General features: G+C 45.1%; 11 protein-coding genes. 4 read left to right on the top strand and 7 right to left on the bottom strand.

Annotated elements, in window-relative coordinates; genetic code table 11:
* The 5 genes from ODOSP_RS15915 to ODOSP_RS15895 all read right to left on the bottom strand — a co-directional run bounded on the left by ODOSP_RS15915 (nucleotide 1) and on the right by ODOSP_RS15895 (nucleotide 8,746).
* Entirely contained in the window at nucleotides 1-1,368 is a 1,368-nt protein-coding gene (locus ODOSP_RS15915) for a DUF4959 domain-containing protein (protein WP_013613314.1), read from the bottom strand.
* 26 nt (nucleotides 1,369-1,394) lie between these two features.
* Entirely contained in the window at nucleotides 1,395-3,311 is a 1,917-nt protein-coding gene (locus tag ODOSP_RS15910; protein ID WP_013613313.1) for a RagB/SusD family nutrient uptake outer membrane protein, read from the bottom strand.
* A 22-nt stretch (nucleotides 3,312-3,333) separates the two neighbouring features.
* Entirely contained in the window at nucleotides 3,334-6,795 is a 3,462-nt protein-coding gene (locus ODOSP_RS15905; RefSeq protein ID WP_013613312.1) for a TonB-dependent receptor, read from the bottom strand.
* Between the two features lie 115 nt (nucleotides 6,796-6,910).
* Complete coding sequence (locus ODOSP_RS18995) at nucleotides 6,911-8,056, bottom strand: FecR family protein (RefSeq protein WP_013613311.1); 1,146 nt, start codon at nucleotides 8,054-8,056, stop codon at nucleotides 6,911-6,913.
* 96 nt (nucleotides 8,057-8,152) lie between these two features.
* A complete protein-coding gene (locus ODOSP_RS15895) occupies nucleotides 8,153-8,746 on the bottom strand; it encodes an RNA polymerase sigma-70 factor (RefSeq protein WP_013613310.1) in 594 nt (197 codons plus the stop codon).
* Between the two features lie 239 nt (nucleotides 8,747-8,985).
* On the opposite strand from ODOSP_RS15895, the gene ODOSP_RS15890 reads away from it, so the two are divergent.
* Both ODOSP_RS15890 and ODOSP_RS15885 read left to right on the top strand, forming a co-directional pair.
* Nucleotides 8,986-9,525, top strand: coding sequence for a hypothetical protein (locus ODOSP_RS15890; protein ID WP_013613309.1), 540 nt, complete (start codon nucleotides 8,986-8,988; stop codon nucleotides 9,523-9,525).
* Between the two features lie 3 nt (nucleotides 9,526-9,528).
* Nucleotides 9,529-10,926: a calcineurin-like phosphoesterase C-terminal domain-containing protein gene (locus ODOSP_RS15885; protein WP_013613308.1), complete on the top strand. Its 1,398-nt coding sequence runs from the start codon at nucleotides 9,529-9,531 to the stop codon at nucleotides 10,924-10,926.
* 250 nt (nucleotides 10,927-11,176) lie between these two features.
* Here ODOSP_RS15885 and ODOSP_RS15875 read toward each other — a convergent pair whose 3' ends face one another.
* Together ODOSP_RS15875 and ODOSP_RS15870 are read right to left on the bottom strand one after the other, a co-directional pair.
* The gene (locus tag ODOSP_RS15875) at nucleotides 11,177-12,685 is read right to left on the bottom strand and encodes a GH3 auxin-responsive promoter family protein (protein WP_013613307.1); all 1,509 of its coding nucleotides are present in this window, start codon (nucleotides 12,683-12,685) and stop codon (nucleotides 11,177-11,179) included.
* A gap of 89 nt (nucleotides 12,686-12,774) precedes the next feature.
* The gene (locus ODOSP_RS15870; RefSeq protein WP_013613306.1) at nucleotides 12,775-13,374 is read right to left on the bottom strand and encodes a ribonuclease HII; all 600 of its coding nucleotides are present in this window, start codon (nucleotides 13,372-13,374) and stop codon (nucleotides 12,775-12,777) included.
* A 103-nt stretch (nucleotides 13,375-13,477) separates the two neighbouring features.
* Here ODOSP_RS15870 and ODOSP_RS15865 point away from each other — a divergent pair, with 103 nt between their 5' ends.
* Nucleotides 13,478-13,936, top strand: a complete 459-nt coding sequence (locus ODOSP_RS15865; protein WP_013613305.1) for a DUF4268 domain-containing protein — start codon at nucleotides 13,478-13,480, stop codon at nucleotides 13,934-13,936.
* A gap of 118 nt (nucleotides 13,937-14,054) precedes the next feature.
* Complete coding sequence (locus tag ODOSP_RS15860) at nucleotides 14,055-17,234, top strand: SusC/RagA family TonB-linked outer membrane protein (RefSeq protein WP_231964157.1); 3,180 nt, start codon at nucleotides 14,055-14,057, stop codon at nucleotides 17,232-17,234.
* Nucleotides 17,235-17,256 lie beyond the last annotated feature (22 nt).

Here is a 17,256-nt window from a genome sequence, read left to right as displayed (position 1 = left end):
TCAATCTTTTGCAGTAAAAACTTCCAATTCATGCACCGTCACATATTTCTGATCATTTCCCCCCATAAAAGCATTCTCAAAACCTATAGGTGCAAAAAAGACTTCGTTCACCACCACTTTCAGATAGCGGTATTTCTCTCCTTCTGCCGGACAAGTCAAAGTTATAAAACAAGGTGAAGCCAAATCCAAGGCATCCCGCGAAACAATGAGATAATCCCCATTTTCATTACAACGTTCACACCAACGTTCTTTATTATCAATTCTCCGGTCTTGTTCGAAATGTGAAATCTCTACCCACGAGGCATCATCATCTTTCGTTTGGGAGCCGTAAAGAGTCACACTGCTCGGCAACTTGCTCGCATAACACATCGTCCAAACATCCCCCCATTTCGGGAAAGGATCATACGGTCCGGGGCCGTAAGGCCAACTGGTTCGAACAGCCAACATACCGTACAAACGGACCTCTGCCGGTAACTTTTCTTCCATCATATCAATAACAAACAGGGCTTTCCCGGGTTTTTCCGGTGTAGATACCGCCATCGGACCGGCCAAGTAGGTATAAAAACTCGTCCACGAATCAATACCAAAGCTTTGCTCTCCTTTCTTATCCCCGTCAAACAAATACTGCTTGCCTAACTTCACAACAGGATCCTCTTGGGAAAGCTCCTCCGGATCAGAAAAATTTTCCAGACTGACAGGCAACTGTTCTACCATTAAAGGTACAATATTTTTCCACACCCTTTCTTTTACCATATTCCCCCGAAAATCCTCTACCCGTACCACAAAATCATAACTATCCCGTTGCTGTTTGAAAGTATCCCGCATCACCGTATTGCCTTTTTTCGGCACAAAACTTTTAAACAAAAGGGTATCAGGTTGTTTTGTTTTCGGATCCTCGCCCACATAAAACAGGTTTACCATACCTTTTAAATCCTCTTTCAAATTATAAGTCAAAACAAAACCATTCCCCCAACCCGAAACAACCTCTAAGTTGTTGATAAAAGCGATCGGTCCGGAATCCCGGGTATCAAAGGTGACTTCTAACGCCTCCGACTCCACATCATTCCTATTGCACAAGGTCACAAAAGCCTTCACTCCTTTCCGCGCCTCATTAAAACCGGTGATAAGCAATGAATCGCAGGCATAACTACCGGTCCGGATCATGTCTCTCCCAAAAGCGTCTTTATAGCGAACCCGGATGCCGTATACCTCCTCATCCGCCGGCAAACGATAGTGCATCACTGCACCGCCTTCCACCGGAGAAAACGTCAAGCCATCCGCCGGTACCAAAACATCGAAATATGCTTCATCCTTCTGACAGCTCCACAAGCTCCAGACAGCAAGCCATATATAAACCAATTTTTTCATAACTATTCCTTTTTAAATCATTACTATTACCAACCCGGATTCTGTACGCAACCGGATATCATCACCTCTTCGCTCTGGAGCGGAAAGAGATAATCGCGCGGTGAAATAAATTTTCGTTTTGCCCAAACCATGACAGGTTCCTTGAAGTTATTATAAAACTCCCTGGCATTCCGACCGACAATATTCCATCCGTATTGTTCCTCATTCAATTCATCCACTGCGGTCAACCAACGGCGCAGATTCCAAAAACGTCTTCCTTCAAAAGCAAACTCAATATCCCACTCACGATGGATAATCTCGCGCATACCTTCTTTTGTCGCCACTTTTCCCGGATTCTTGGCGTACGTTTTCCAAGCTTCTTTCACATCCGGAATACCGGCACGCCGACGTACTTCGTTCAATGGCGCATATACATGCTCTTCATCCGGAACCGCCAGATATTCATTCCATGCCTCCGCTTTCATCAAATAAAGATCCGCCAAACGAATCAACACGCAAGGATAATCAGTCATAAAAGCATTATTGTAACCCACATTAGAAACTTCGGAATCCGAACCTTTCTTCAGCCAATAACCGGTCAAATTCTGCGGAACAGAGTTGGTAATGGAAGTCTCCCGCGTACCAAAACGCTCTCCCCGATAAGCCTCTACCAATACATTTTTTTTACCGAGCTGATAATAACAACGGTCTGCTGCAATATGTGCATAGAACCGCGGTTCTCTTTTCAAATGCAATTTCAATACTTTCTCGTCCATAGCCACCACATTCTTATATCTCTCATCGTCTTCCATACCCATCGTATAACGTTCTTCATACTTCCACCACTCCTTATCCTCTTCTATCGGTAAACCATGTTCCGTATAATACATTTCCACCATTTTCAAACTCGGAGACACACATCCTTTCATTTCCATATTATAATCCTCATCCGTACTGTTAAAATAAGGGCGGGTCCATTTCGGCCATCCTCCATTTGCAAAAGACTCATAACGGAACATATAAATCGCCTCAGCGTTCTCAAAATTCAAGGCTATAGCCGATGCTTCAATATCTTTCATCCGATCCTGAATCTTGTCGCTCTCACTCGAGATCAGATATTTCCCTCCCCGGTTGCAAATAAGCAAAGCCGAATCGACAGCCTCCGCTGCATATCTCCACTTTTCAGGATCTCTCTGCTGACTGAACAACTTTTCACCCTTACTATTCACAAAACCGCTATAGGCCGGATTACCGTTAAACAAAGGCGAAGCTGCATAAAACAAGGTCATCGCCTTCAATGCCGCAGCCGACTCCAAACTATGGTAAGCCCACCGGCTTCTCTCCTTGTCTTTCATCAAAGGCAAATCTTTCATCGCCTCATCCAAAAGGCTTACAATCTCTTCAACACAAACATCCACCGGGCTTCTTTCCTTTTTCATATCCACGACCGGAACCCCCGGATCGATATTCTCGTCCATCACAACAAAAGGTCCGTAATGACGCAAAAGCTCAAAATAATAATAGGCTTTCAAAGCCTTGATTTCAGCTACCCACAACTTCTTTTCAGCATCCGTCATATTATAAACTCCCCACACTTTTTCAAGAAAAGTATTACAATAACGGATACTGTTATACACTGCATCCCGACGCCACATATTACAGTATGGATCGAACGTACGCTGCAGACCATCCGCAATATACAAACCACTCCAGTTAAAACCGCTCTCCCGCAAATAAGTTCCCGCAACCACTTCATCCGTCCCCATATAAGCCGGATTCGAAATTACGGAAGTGGTAAACGGACTGACCCAGAAATGACAATACTTGAACCAATTCTCCGTTTGGTCCCGTTTCTCAAAGTTACTCTCGATACTTTCAATATTTCCCTCCGGTACAACATCCAAAAATGTACACCCCGGAAATAACAAGACCAAACCAATCAATAATATATTTACATATTTCATAGATAACCACCTTATATTTATATTAGAAACTAAAGTTTAACCCAACGGTATAAGTCTTTTGTATCGGATAGTTAAACGCATCCTCACCCAACTCGACATCCCAAAGCTTGAAATTGGAAATCAGGAAAGGATTGTTCGCCCGCACAAAAAACTTCATATTTTGCAGTCCCCAACGTTCCATCAATTTCTTTGGCATATTGTACGCCAACTCCAACGAAGTACATCTCAGGAAACGGCATTCCCGCATGAAATAAGTACTCTTGCGAACCTCTGTTGCATTTTTATTATACCAATCCTCCTCCGGCGAATGTTCAATCAAATTTTGGGTCGATAAACGAGGCCAGAAAGGTTTCCGGCTCATATTATCTTCCGACCAGTGATCCTCATAAATAGCTGTCAACATCGCATGGTCATCCACAAAAGGAGACAATTCGCTCGGGTCCATAAAGAAAGAACGTTTCCCCGACCCCTGAAAAGCAAAACTGAACTCAAAATTACTGTAATTGACAAAACCTGAAAAGCCATAGGTCACACGCGGAGTCTCCGGAAAACCGATATAAGTCACATCATTCACATCAATCTTTCCGTCGTTATTCAAATCCCGGTAACGGATATCTCCTGGCTGAGGCGATCCTGCCTGTACCGGAGCATTTTCGATTTCCGCCTGATCCTGGAAGAGTCCGTCCGAAATATAACCGATTTTCTGTGAAATCTCTTTCCCCACCATACTTTGCCATGCCGGTTTATTCATCGCTTCCTCGATTTCTTTATACACTACCTTATTATAAGTCAAAGTACCGTTCAGAATCACCCACAAATCTTTGTTAAAAGCATGCTGGATTTTACCCGAAAAGTCGATCCCCCTCGACCGGGCCTTACCCATATTATCCAATTGTGGAAGAGCAATACCCGCATGTGCCGGAACAGAGGCTCGGTAACCAATGATATTGTGACGGATCTCCTGATACGCATCCAGATTAAACTCGACAATCCCCTTGAACAACTTGGTCTCCAAACCGAAATTCACCTGCTCCGCCACTTCCCACTTCAAATTCGGATTCGCATATCCCTGTACAATCCTGTAAATTGTCGATCCGCTTCCCGGTTCCGGATTCAATACATTCGTCAGTGTACCCATCGTCTGCAAAAACAAAAAGCGGGGAACCTTAATCACTCCGTCGTTGCCTACCTTGCCATACGAAACCCGCAGCTTCAAAAAGTTCAGCCAATGAGCTGTCCCGTTCATAAAGGGTTCGCTCGATATCACATATGCCAGACCACCTGCCGGGAATAACCCCCAACGGTTACTCTTTGCAAAACGTTCCGATGCGTTATAACCAAAACTTGCTTCCACAAAATAACGGTCTTTAAACCCATACGTTCCACGCATTGAAAACATCATGTTCCGTTGCGGCATACCTGTCAAGACATTAGACACCGGCGTAAACGTATAATCTTGTGCCTGGAACACTCCTGTCAGTGAGGTCTGATGCTCTTTCCATGCTGCCGTATGCAAAGCACGTGCCTCATACGTAACACGCGTCTCTGTCGTCGAAGCCTTGGCTGTGGGGTCTATGGACAAGGCATAACTGGCACCAAAAGGAGACAAATCCTGCAACCGGTGTTTGCCTGTTTCAAAATCATAATTCAACAAAGAATATTTGAAAGGATTGGTTGTAAAACCAGTTGTATAATATCCGGCCTGTGACACTGCCACACTCCCCCGCAACTCCAACCCCTTTACCAGGCCCGACAAGTTATGGATATACTCCGCCCGATTGGTCGTAGAATAGCGAGTCCGTTCCAGATATCCCTTCTGAATCATCATATAAGGATTCTCCTGATTGGCCTCTGTCGTACCGAAACGCAAATGCGGCCACCCATAATTCTCATCTCCCGGATATAAAGGGGCAAAATCTACCGGCGAAGCATTAAACGCTAACTCATACGCCTGATTGACACTAGTCAAAGGACCATGGTATTTATCTATAGTTGTCGACGAATTAATCAATAATTTAATACCGGCTTTCAAATCAATCGTCAAATTCACACGAAAAGCCGTTTGATTATTCGTAATATTACAATCGAAGTCATTCAACTTATCTGTCTTCAACATCCCCTGATCACGGTTGTAATTCACCGAAGCATAGTACTGAATTACCTTCGAACCTCCCCGGATATTCAAACCTGCATGGTGGTTCACATTATAGTTTTTGAATAAAATCTTATACCAGTCATTCGCCGGATAAACCCAAGACGGATACTTTCCCGAGCGGGTCCGGTTGATACGTTCCACACTATATTTCGGCGTTGCCAACGGATCCCGGGTCAAAAGCGCCCGGTTATACATTTTCATATAATCCACCGGATCCACCACATCGATACGCTTTGTCGGCATTGAAAACACCGTCTCGTAACGTGCTGTCGCATACACACTCCCCTCCTGTCCTTTTTTCGTCGTCACCAAAATCACTCCGTTCGCACCACGTGCACCGTACATCGCCGTAGCCGAAGCATCCTTCATCACACTGAATGTTTCGATATCTTCCGGAGCTATACGTGCCAAATCCAGCTTCGACGATTCTACGCCATCCAACAAAATCAAGGGGTCCACATTCGCCCCTGTCTGAAACGACGTAATACCACGGATATAAAATTTCGTATTCATTTCATCTTCCGTTAAAGCCGCCGGCAATCCCCCTGTCTGCCAGCCTACCATACCGGCGATCTTACCGGCAAAGCTGCTTGTCAAGTCACTGTTTGACGACTTCAGGTCCATCGGACGTACTGTCGTAATTGCCGACACGACACTCTCTTTTTTCTGTTGTCCGAAAGCCACCACCGTCACCTCTTCCAAATCCTCCGACGCCGGGCTCAAAATCACGTTCAAATGTTTATTCTCCTTCACCGGCACCACTTCTGTTTTATAACCGATAAAAGATATCGTCAATACATCGTCCGGACGAGTCATCAAAGAATATTTACCGTCGACATCCGTCGCCACACCTTGTGTCGTTCCATGAATCACAACTGTAGCCCCAACCACTGGATTACCATCCTTATCCGTCACCTTGCCACTCACCGTAATCATCTCTATCTTCGCCACCTCCTGCTGTACCCGTCTCTCACGAATCGTAATCAAATCCTGCTGAATAGCATATTCCAGCCCTACCGGCGTCAATACCTGTTCCAACACCTCCCGCAGATCTAAATTACGTGCCCGCACACTCACTCTACCCTTCGATTTCACCAGCTCGCTGTTGTAAAAAAAATCATACTTCGTTTGCTTTTTCAACTCGGTTATCACCTCATTCAGCGTGACATCCGTCATGTTCACCGTAACCGTCGTTCTCTCCTGAGCATGTCCCCTGTAACCAGAAACGAGACAGGTACTCCACAACAGGATTACCAGAAAAGTTTTTAAGATTAACATCCGCCTGCACACAAAATGCCCTGGCGATGCTGTGTCCTGCATTTTTTTCATAAATTTGCTGTGTTTAAATTAAAATTGAATACCTCCGTTTCTTGCAAGGATTTCCGGAGGTATCTTGAACTCCGGCAGGCAGAGGATTGATCAGATCCACTGCCTGCTTTTTCTTTTATCTCTTCCGGACCAAAATCCGGTCATTTTTCACCTCAAACACGACATCCCCCGTGTATTCCAACATTTTCACCAAATCCGCCACCGTCTCATAGCGCTGCAAGCGCCCACTGAACTTTAACCGTTTCAATTCCGGTTCTTCAAAATCCACTCCTACAGCATACCACCGTCCCAGCAACGGCATCAATTCCCCCAACTCCATCTCCTCAAATTCATAATACCCGTCTTTCCACGAGGTAAACAAATGTGTGTCCACCTTTTTATACTCAGTCTCACCCGTTCCCTTCGAATAAGCCACCTGCATTCCCGGTTCCATCACAAACAACCGACCTCCGCAAACCGCTTCTACCTTCCCCTCTACCAAAGTTGTCCTGACCCACTCCCCTTCCGGGTAAGCATTCACATTGAATACAGTCCCCAATACCTTCACCTCCACCTCCTCCGTTTTCACCACAAAGGGATGTTCCGCATCCTTTGTCACTTCCAGATAAGCTTCCCCATTCAAATACACTTCCCGGCTCCCTCCTTCAAAATGATCCGGATACCTCAACGTCGTCCCCGCATTCAAAAATACCTTGGTCCCGTCCGGCAATACAATACTATATTTTTCCCCATAAGGAACATTCAGCGTATAATACTCCGCTTTCTTCGTCTCCTGCCCTCCCAACTCTACAATCAGCGTTCTATTCTCCGTCCGCATCTCTCCGCAACTGTCCGACACCACCCTTACCTTACCGTCCCCCAATACCCGCCTCTCTCCATTCGGCAACACCAACTCTGTCCTACCCTCTACCGTTCTTCCGCCTACCACAACCACCTGTTCTCTTTCCACTCCCCGGATCGATAACCATCCTCCGATTCCCAACGCCACCACCACAGCCGTCCCGGATATCCACCGCAATAAACGTTTCCGCCCCCGGGCCCGCCGCTCCAACCCCTTCTTCCTCCGGTCCACCAACACTCTCCACATCCCCTCCACCTCATCTTCCTGCTGTGTAAAATCCAGTCTGGCAACAGCACCGACCTTCTCCCTCACCCGCGTAAAAGCAGAATCCGTACAGACTTGCTCCCACTCCTCACTTCCCGGCTCAACCTCACCCTCCAACAAAGCACGCAACCATCTCTTTTCCTCTTGTTCTACCATAAGTCCATTTTTTATAAAGGCTTTAACTATCTTTTCCTATCTTCTAAACAAGAAGATAGCCGATCAGGGTGAAAAGAAAAATACTTTTTTTGAAAATTATTTTTGCATCAATATAAACAATACTCCCCCAGCAGTCCACTCCCACACAAAATTTTGCCCTCCTAATTCTAATTTCAACTTCCTGTACGCCAACTTAATCTGTGTCTTCACCGTATTCACCGACACTCCCATTTTCTCCGACACTTCTTTATAACTCAACCCATCTACGCATCCCAAAATAAAAATTTCCCTGCATTTCTCCGGCAAACCATCCACCACTTTCCGCAAACGGGCATATTGCACCTCAAACTCCTCCTCCTCATCTGCCGGCACTTCTTCCCCTTCCTCCTCCGTCATTCGTTTTTCCAACAAATAACGTTCCTTCACTTTCTCATGCACCTGATAATTAAGACAAGCATTTTTCACCAAACGTAACAAATAAGGATAAATAGCCCCCGTACACTGAATCTTCCCCCGCTGTTCCCACAAAGTAATAAACGTTCCCTGCACAATATCCCTGGCTTCCTCCCGGTTATTCACAAACCCCATCGCATAAAAAAACAGCTGTTCCGCATAAGTATGAAACAGCACATCGAAAGCCTCCCAACATCCCTCCTGCACCCGCCGGAATAACATCGCTTCCTCTGTCATAGAATTACTGAAAATACCTGAACAAATATAATAATAATATGTCGGGAAAAAAAGTCCATGTTTCCGAAACAAAAATAGGAAACCGAAGGGAAAAAACAAACATGTAACTAACTTTCTTATCCAAACCTACGGTACCCCAAATTTAACCGAATCGAAATAATTTATTCACCAGGCTGTAATTTCTCTGTTCTTACTTTGCATTGAAAAATAAGGAAAATCACATTGAATAAAAAAAGAATATGAAAATTACAATTTTATTTTTAGCACTTATCGCATTAGGGTTTTCGGTAAAAGCTCAACGGATGGCTCTGGCCGATAACAAGACACATGGAACGACTGCAGCTTCAGCCAGTACTCCTATACCGGCGAAAACTCCTCAATTTGTATTCACCAATTATGGGATCGACCTGAATCATGCAGACCTGAAAGAATATCCCCAGCACTTCCTCGGGGACCGGATTGCCCGCAAACTGTATGCTACTCAGAAAGTATATGTCCGCCGGCATACAGCAACGGTAGGATTCACCGATAACACGATGGAAATCTATAAACCCGCGATTTATAACTCGGTTATGAAGCTGGACAGTTATTTCAAAAAAGCAGTCCGCCGGCAGGAAATCAACGAACAAACAGCTACGGCAGAACTGTCGAAATGCCTGGATGCAGCCTTTGTCGCTTACTATGAGGAAGAAACCGGAGAGCTCGAAAAAGCCCTGAAAAAGGCCAAATCTCCTGAAGAAATATTAACTGTTTTCAATTCTATCTTAATCAAAGAATAAATCATGAACCTGACAATTTGTTTATCGGCAGCATTTCTGATTCTCAGTCATGCTGCTTTCTGTATGCCTATCCGTGGACAGGTAAAAGCAGGAAATAAAGGATTATCCCATGTCGTCATCACCGACGGAATAAATTTCACCCAGACAGACACAAAAGGGAATTTCCTACTCGACACCGACCAGGAAGCCCGTTTCGTTTACCTCCTGACCCCGGATGGATATGTGGCCGATTACCGATCGGGAACTCCTGAATTTTATCTGCCTTTGGATCCGGAAAAAGAAGATTATATCTTCCAGCTGACCGAGACAGGAAAAAGGAGTCATCATATCCTGCTAGCCATCGCGGACGTACAAACCAAAACGGATGAACAGTTCCAGCGTTTCCAGACCCAAAGTATTCCCGACCTGCAAGAGATGATTGCAAGTTATCCCCCGGCTACACCGGTCACCGGAATCAGTCTGGGAGATATCGTCTGGGATCATTTCGAACACTTCCCGGTCTACAAAAAAGAAATGGCCCGACTAAAGATACCTTTCTATCCCGTTATCGGTAATCATGATCATGATAAGGAAATCTTGTCGGACAAAGCTTCTGCCCACACCTACGAAAAATATTTCGGTCCGGCTTATTACGCTTTTCAATTAGGAAAAGTCTATTGCATTGTACTCGACAACATCCTCTACGAGGGAAATAAAAAATATACCGAAGCCCTGACGGAGGAACAAATTCAATGGGTAGGCCAACTTTTAAAGTACCTTCCGGAAAATGCTCCAATCCTCATCGCCACCCATTCCCCTTTTTATTATGCTGACCGGGGTATCATCCCCGGCGGAGAAGAATTGTTCGGTATTTTGAAAAACCACCCTGTCAGTCTGATCTCAGGGCATACCCACCTGAATTCCAACCATGAAATCAAACCCGGTATTATCGAACACAATATAGGAGCCATCTGCGGAACCTGGTGGACAGCCGATGAAAATCGTGACGGTACCCCTAACGGTTATGATGTTTTCGAAATTACAGGCTCGGAAATAGAATGGTTTTATAAATCCGTAGGCCATGAGCGCAACTGGCAATTTAAAGTATTTCCCCGGGGAACTGTGAAAGAAAAACCGAACAGCGTCATTGCCAAGGTCTGGAACTGGGATAAAAAATGGCAGGTGAAATGGTATGAAGACGGAGCCGCTAAAGGGGCAATGCAACGTTTTAACGGCTATGATCCCGATTATCTGGAATATGTCGGCCGATTGAAGACCGAGAAATATACCCAACCCCAGGAATCTTTCTTTTATTTTGAAGCTACTCCATCTGAAAAAGCCCGGGAAATCGAGATCGAAGTCACCGACCGTTTCGGACATATTTTCCCCCGGCAAAAAGTGGTACTCCTCCCCGATAAATAAACCTTCCGGCCATGAAACCGGTATACTCCCACAGCCTCCGGTATAACTCATTCAACAATAAAACAGCCGGAAAACAGCACAGGGGATGGTCTGGAAAAACCGTTGTCTGACCGGCACAAAGCCGCCGGATACAGTTTGGGGAAGCTATCACTTCCCCTCCAATTTTCACAACAAAGCCACCGGTCCGGCTTTAAAAGCTGCAGGCCTACAATCTATAAGCCCCTCCGGAGGCCCTGTCCCTGTCCGAATTTTATTTCCGGTCCAGCAGCAATAACTCTTCAAGATGTGTCCGGTCATTCCAAAGCCGGGGCACTTTGTGTTGTCCTCCCAGTTTGCCTTTCTCTTTAAGCCAGTCGTTGAAAAGTCCGGGACGGGCGATATGCAGGCGTAAACGCTCCAGAGATAACAACCGTTTGGCTTCATAATCGGAATTTAATTTTTGAAGTTCCTGATCCAGGATACCGGCAAAATACTCCGGATCGGCAGGAGGTGTATTGAACTCGATCAACCATTCATGAGCGCCTTTTTTCCCTTCTTCCATAAAGACAGGAGCCGCAGTAAATTCGTAAACATCTGCGCCGGTCTCTGCACATGCCCGTTTGAGCGCCTCTGTTGCATTATCGATGATCAGTTCCTCTCCAAAAGCATTGATAAACAATTTTGTGCGACCGGTAATCCTGAACTTATACGGTTTAACCGAAGTAAATTGAATGGTATCTCCGATCATATAACGCCATAACCCTCCATTGGTCGTAATGATAAGCGCATAATTGACCCCGGTTTCCACTTCTTCCAATAATAAAGTCCGGGGTTTGGTTTTACCGAGCTCACTCATAGGGAGAAATTCATAGTAAACCCCATAGTCCAACATCAGCAACATAGAAGCATCTTCCGGATCATCCTGTAAACCGAAGAAACCTTCCGAAGCGTTGTAGGTTTCCAGATACTTCATCTTAGGATCGGGCAGAAGACGTTTGTATTGTTCCCGGTAAGGAATAAAACTAATCCCACCATGAATAAACAACTCCAGGTTAGGCCACACTTCATGCAGGTTGCTTTTTCCTGTTTTTTCTAAAATTTTATGAATGACCGTCAGAAACCAGGAAGGAACTCCTGCCAGGCAACGGACATCTTCTTTGATCGTCGTCTCACATATCTTCTCGATTTTCTCCTCCCAATTGCTCATCAGCATGATAGATGAATCGGGGGTTTTCATCATATTGGCCCAAAAAGGGGTATTAGAAATCATAATGGCCGACAAATCACCGTACTGGCAATGGCTATTACTTTTAGAAACCTCGCTACTCCCCCCCAAAGCCAGAGTCTTTCCACTAAATACCTGTGCTTCCGGATAGAGCCGGTTAAAAATAGCGATGACATCTTTTCCCCCTCTGAAATGACAATTTTCAAGTACAGAAGGACTTACCGGGATGAACTTACTTTTGGCATCGGTAGTCCCCGACGACTTGGCGAACCATTTGATCTCTTCGGGCCAAAGCAAATTATTCTGCCCTTCCATAGTCCGCAGGACCAGATCCCGGATGTCTTCATAATGGACGATCGGCAAACGTTCCCGGTATTGTTCGGCAGTCAAAATAGTGTTGAAGTGATATTTCCGACCATATTCGGTGTTTGCTGCCAGAGTTAATAATTCCTGTAACGTATCCCGTTGTACTTTTATCGGATTGGCTTTGAAAAAGTCAATCTGTGCCAACCGTTTCTGGGTGAAAATACTTAATATCGAATTGATGAAAGCCATATAAAAAGTAAAAGTTTAAAAGGTAAAGGCTAAAAGCAATAAACTAAATACAAAAGAAGGGAGCAAGTTTTAATGCATAGGTTCTTATTTTAAAATTGAATTTTTAACTGTGAGTCCAATAAAGTAAAACTGGTACGATGAAATTCCGTAACTCCAGCCTGTTCGATTCCTTTCCGGTGTTCCTGTGTCGGATACCCCTTGTTTTTTTTCCAATTGTAAACGGGAAAAAGAGCATGAAGGTTTTCCATATATTCGTCCCGGTGAGTTTTTGCAAGCACGGAAGCCGCTGCTATGGACATATATTTACCGTCACCTTTAACAATACAAAGGTGAGGAATATCTCTGTATTTTTTAAAACGGTTACCGTCGACAATGATGTGTCCGGGGCGTACTTTCAATTGGTCTAAAGCCCGGTGCATCGCCAGAATAGAAGCATTCAGAATATTGATCTTGTCGATTTCGTGATTATCGACACTAGCCACAGCCCAAGCCAAAGCTTCCCGTTCGATGACCGGACGGAGCCCGGCCCGTTGTTTTTCCGAAAGCTGCTTAGAGTCATTGAGCAATTCGTCGGAAAAATTATCCGGCAGGATTACGGCAGCAGCAAAAACAGGACCTGCCAGACATCCCCTCCCGGCTTCGTCACATCCGGCCTCTATACTGTGATAATCGTATTTTAGTTCTAACATAAGCAATTAAACTAAGGCATAGACGTTATAAACTTTCGCCCAATTAATTCTATCTTTGCAAAGATAATTATTTTCATTTTTTTATATTCAATTTTCAACGATTATGTGGTCGAAGGAGGAAGCAAAAGAGCTTAAAATCAATTTTTGGAATGGATTTAAACGCTATTGTTCCAAACATAAGATTTACCGGAAATGGGTGTTGACAGGAGTTAAAATCAAGTCTACCCAACTCAAATTTTATGCCGATGAACAAAAAGCTCTGGTATTGTTCCAAATCGACCATAAAAACGATTTGAGAAGATACGAAATCTACGAATGCTTTCAGTCTTACCGGAAACTCATGGCAGCGGATTGCGGGGAGGATCTGCATTGGGACGAAGATTACCTCGGCATGGGCGAACGCCCGTTAAGTGTGATTTATTTCGAATTGAAAGATGTCAATCTATACCATCCCGCGGACTGGGATAAAATATATGCTTTCTTCGCTGAAAAAATGCCGTTATTGGAACAAGCTTACTGGGAATACCGCGATCTGATCAATGAGAGGATAAAAAATAGTTGAGTCGTGACGGGTTAACGGAATCTTCACTTTTTTGTAATGATTCCGTTTTTTCTTGAATATACTTTTACACCTGTAAAAAATAATTAAAATTACTATGAAAAGTAGGTGTAAAATCAGTATGACAAAACGAATTTTTACGACTTTATGGGTCTTATGTCTTGCCTGTAAGTTAGGTTTCGGGCAAGATATGGTGTTATCGGGCACCGTTAAAGATGTACAGGGAAGTCCGATGCCCGGGGTAGCCGTCCTGATAAAAGGAACAACGCTGGGAGTGGTAACACAAAATGACGGAACTTATTCTTTATTTATGGGGCAAGCAGATAAAGATGCAGTGCTCGTTTTCAGCTTTTTAGGCTTTAAAACACAGGAATTGAAATGGAACGGCAAAACAGTGATCGATGTTACCCTGGAAGAAGAACGGCAAGAACTGGAAGGCGTAGTAGTCACAGCTTTAGGGATTAAGAGAGAAGAAAAAGGCCTGGGCTATTCCACCCAAACCGTTACTGAAAAGATGATGTCCGATGCGACACCGACCAACTGGGCTTCTGCATTGGTCGGAAAAGTAGCCGGAGCAAATATCCTGTCGACTTCTTCCGGTCCGATCTCCTCCGCCCGGATTACTTTACGCGGGGATGCTTCTCTGAATATCGACGGCAACAATGCCTTGATCGTATTGGACGGAGTGCCTTTAAACAGTCAGATGACAGGTGATGGCTCGAACTCCTACGGAGCCGGAGGTGGTGGTGACGTACCGGTAGATTACGGGAATGGCATAGCCGATATCAATCCGGATGATATCGCCAGTATCCAGGTGCTGAAAGGAGCTACCGCAGCTGCTTTATACGGAAGCCGGGCAGCCAATGGGGTGATGCTCGTGACGACGAAATCAGGCGTGAATAAAAAGAAAAAATACCTGGGAGTGACTTTTAATTCCAACTCCAGTTTCGACCGGGTATTACACTGGCCTGAATTTCAGGAAGAATACGGTCAAGGTGATTTAAAGACCAATGCTTCGGGCAAACTGTATTACTCTTACGGAGATTCTGAAGACGGAGCCGCTTCAGGCAATGTAGCTCTTTCGTTCGGGCCTAAACTGGACGGTTCGCTCTATTATCAATACGACCCCGAAACCCAACAGATGGGTACGGTCCGTACCCCATGGGTGAAGAGAAATCATCGTAAAGCATTCTGGCAGACAGGTTATACACTCGTCAACAGTATTGCGATCGACGGTTCGTCGGAAAAAAGTGCCGTTCGCCTATCGCTTACTTATACCAAAAATGAGTGGATCATGCCGAACACGGGTTTTAACCGGATCGCCGTATCGGGCTCCTTCCAAAACCAGGTAACCGATAAGTTAAGAGTTTCCGCCAAGGTCAATTATGTCAAACGGCAAAGCGATAATCTGCCGGCAACGGGATATAACAACTCCTCTATCCCTTATTTTATGATCCTGACCAATCCGAGCGTCGATGTACGCTGGTACCAACAACGCTGGGTGAAAGGGAAAGAAGGACGGGAAATATTGCGTCCGTTCAGTCCCTGGTTGGACAATCCTTACGTTATCGCCTACGAATGTCTGAATCCGATGGAAAAACACGGTGTTGTCGCAACCGGTTCGATCATCTATGAATTTTCACCGAAATGGGAATTGATGATCCGTTCCGGTATCGACCTGAGTTTCGATACCCGCGAAATGATCCGTCCTTATGGTCTGAAGAATTTCCCCAAAGGATATTACCAGCAACAAGATGTATTCAGCTACGAAAACAATACGGACGTTCTACTTACCTACCGGAACCAATTGAGCAACAGTTTCAATCTGAGTGTATCGGTAGGAGCCAACCGGATGGACAATAAATACAAAATGCAACAGGCTTACGTAAAAGACCTGATCACTCCGGGAGTTTATAAACTGAGTAACGGAGTCGCTGCCCCGATCACCACCTTTACGGAAAGAAACAAACGGGTAAATAGTGTGTACGGCACAGCCACCTTATCTTATGCCAATAAGATCTTTCTGGATGTAACCGGACGGAACGACTGGTCGAGTACACTCCCCTCCGGCAACAACTCTTTTTTCTATCCTTCTGTGAGTACGAGTTTTATACTTTCAGACCTACTCCGCCTACCCGAACAAATATCGTTTGCCAAGTTGAGAGCTTCCTGGGCACAGGTAGGAAATGATACCGCCCCCTATAAAACAGCCAAATATTATAATACCTCTGCCTTTCCGGGATCGGCTTCCGTATCTCCCACGCTTTACAATGCCAGATTCAAACCTGAAATCTCCAATAGCATAGAGGTCGGACTGGATTGGCGGATGTTCAAGCAGCGTTTCGGACTGGATCTGGCTTTTTATAACAATATCACCCGGAATCAGATTCTCGACGTACCGATGGATCAAACGACCGGTTATACCAAAGCAACGATGAACTCCGGGAAAGTGCGTAACCGCGGTATCGAACTACAACTGGACGGAACCCCGGTAAAAACAAAAAATTTCACCTGGAATTCAACTTTTACCTGGGCGAAAAATTACAACAAGGTATTGTCCCTGGCAGCCGGTTTGACCGATGGACAGACCATTGCTTATACAGGAGGTACTAATTGTGCCCTGATTGCAAAAGTAGGTGGTTCTATCGGTGATATTTACGGTTATAAACTAAAACGGGCCCCTGACGGACAAGTTGTTTGGAAAGACGGGATCACGGCCCGGACAACCGAATTCGAATATGTAGGGAATGCCTATCCCGCCTGGAAAGCCGGTTTCTCGAACGAGTTTTCTTACAAAAATTTCCGGGTAAGCATATTGTTCGACGGTCAATGGGGAGGTATCGTTTATTCCCAGACTCACCATAAAATGACCGAACACGGAACATTGAAACATACCCTGAAATACCGGGGAAACCCCAATTTTGAAGTCGTCGGTGAAGGTGTGATGCTGGATGAACGGGGGCAGTATGTACCCAACAATGTACCGATCTCTGTATCCAAATACTACGCCGATTATTGGAGGCGTGCCAATGTAGAGACCAACTCTTTCGACGCTTCTTTCCTGAAGCTCCGGGAAGCCCGTATCGAATATACGATTCCCTCGGCGGGGTTGAATAAGATCGGTATCGAACGCCTGACCCTCGCCTTGTACGGGCGTAATCTGGCCATGTGGACAAAAGATTTCCCGGTATACGATCCGGAAGTCGCAACCCTGAATAACGGTACCATCGTTCCGGGTTCGGAAATGGGACAATTACCTTCTACCCGAACCATGGGCTTTAATCTGACACTGAAATTCTGATCATCGTTCGTTAATATTTTAA

Source organism: Odoribacter splanchnicus DSM 20712 (genome assembly GCF_000190535.1).
Taxonomy (GTDB): Bacteria; Bacteroidota; Bacteroidia; order Bacteroidales; family Marinifilaceae; genus Odoribacter; species Odoribacter splanchnicus.
This window is presented reverse-complemented; position numbering and strand designations above follow the sequence as displayed.

Excerpts from the sequence above, each read along its gene's own strand:
- ODOSP_RS15915 (WP_013613314.1), bottom strand. The coding sequence starts at position 1,368 with ATGAAAAAATTGGTTTATATATGGCTTGCTGTCTGGAGCTTGTGGAGC.
- ODOSP_RS15910 (WP_013613313.1), bottom strand. The coding sequence starts at position 3,311 with ATGAAATATGTAAATATATTATTGATTGGTTTGGTCTTGTTATTTCCG.
- ODOSP_RS15905 (WP_013613312.1), bottom strand. The coding sequence starts at position 6,795 with ATGAAAAAAATGCAGGACACAGCATCGCCAGGGCATTTTGTGTGCAGG.
- ODOSP_RS18995 (WP_013613311.1), bottom strand. The coding sequence starts at position 8,056 with ATGGTAGAACAAGAGGAAAAGAGATGGTTGCGTGCTTTGTTGGAGGGT.
- ODOSP_RS15895 (WP_013613310.1), bottom strand. The coding sequence starts at position 8,746 with ATGACAGAGGAAGCGATGTTATTCCGGCGGGTGCAGGAGGGATGTTGG.
- ODOSP_RS15890 (WP_013613309.1), top strand. The coding sequence starts at position 8,986 with ATGAAAATTACAATTTTATTTTTAGCACTTATCGCATTAGGGTTTTCG.
- ODOSP_RS15885 (WP_013613308.1), top strand. The coding sequence starts at position 9,529 with ATGAACCTGACAATTTGTTTATCGGCAGCATTTCTGATTCTCAGTCAT.
- ODOSP_RS15875 (WP_013613307.1), bottom strand. The coding sequence starts at position 12,685 with ATGGCTTTCATCAATTCGATATTAAGTATTTTCACCCAGAAACGGTTG.
- ODOSP_RS15870 (WP_013613306.1), bottom strand. The coding sequence starts at position 13,374 with ATGTTAGAACTAAAATACGATTATCACAGTATAGAGGCCGGATGTGAC.
- ODOSP_RS15865 (WP_013613305.1), top strand. The coding sequence starts at position 13,478 with ATGTGGTCGAAGGAGGAAGCAAAAGAGCTTAAAATCAATTTTTGGAAT.
- ODOSP_RS15860 (WP_231964157.1), top strand. The coding sequence starts at position 14,055 with ATGACAAAACGAATTTTTACGACTTTATGGGTCTTATGTCTTGCCTGT.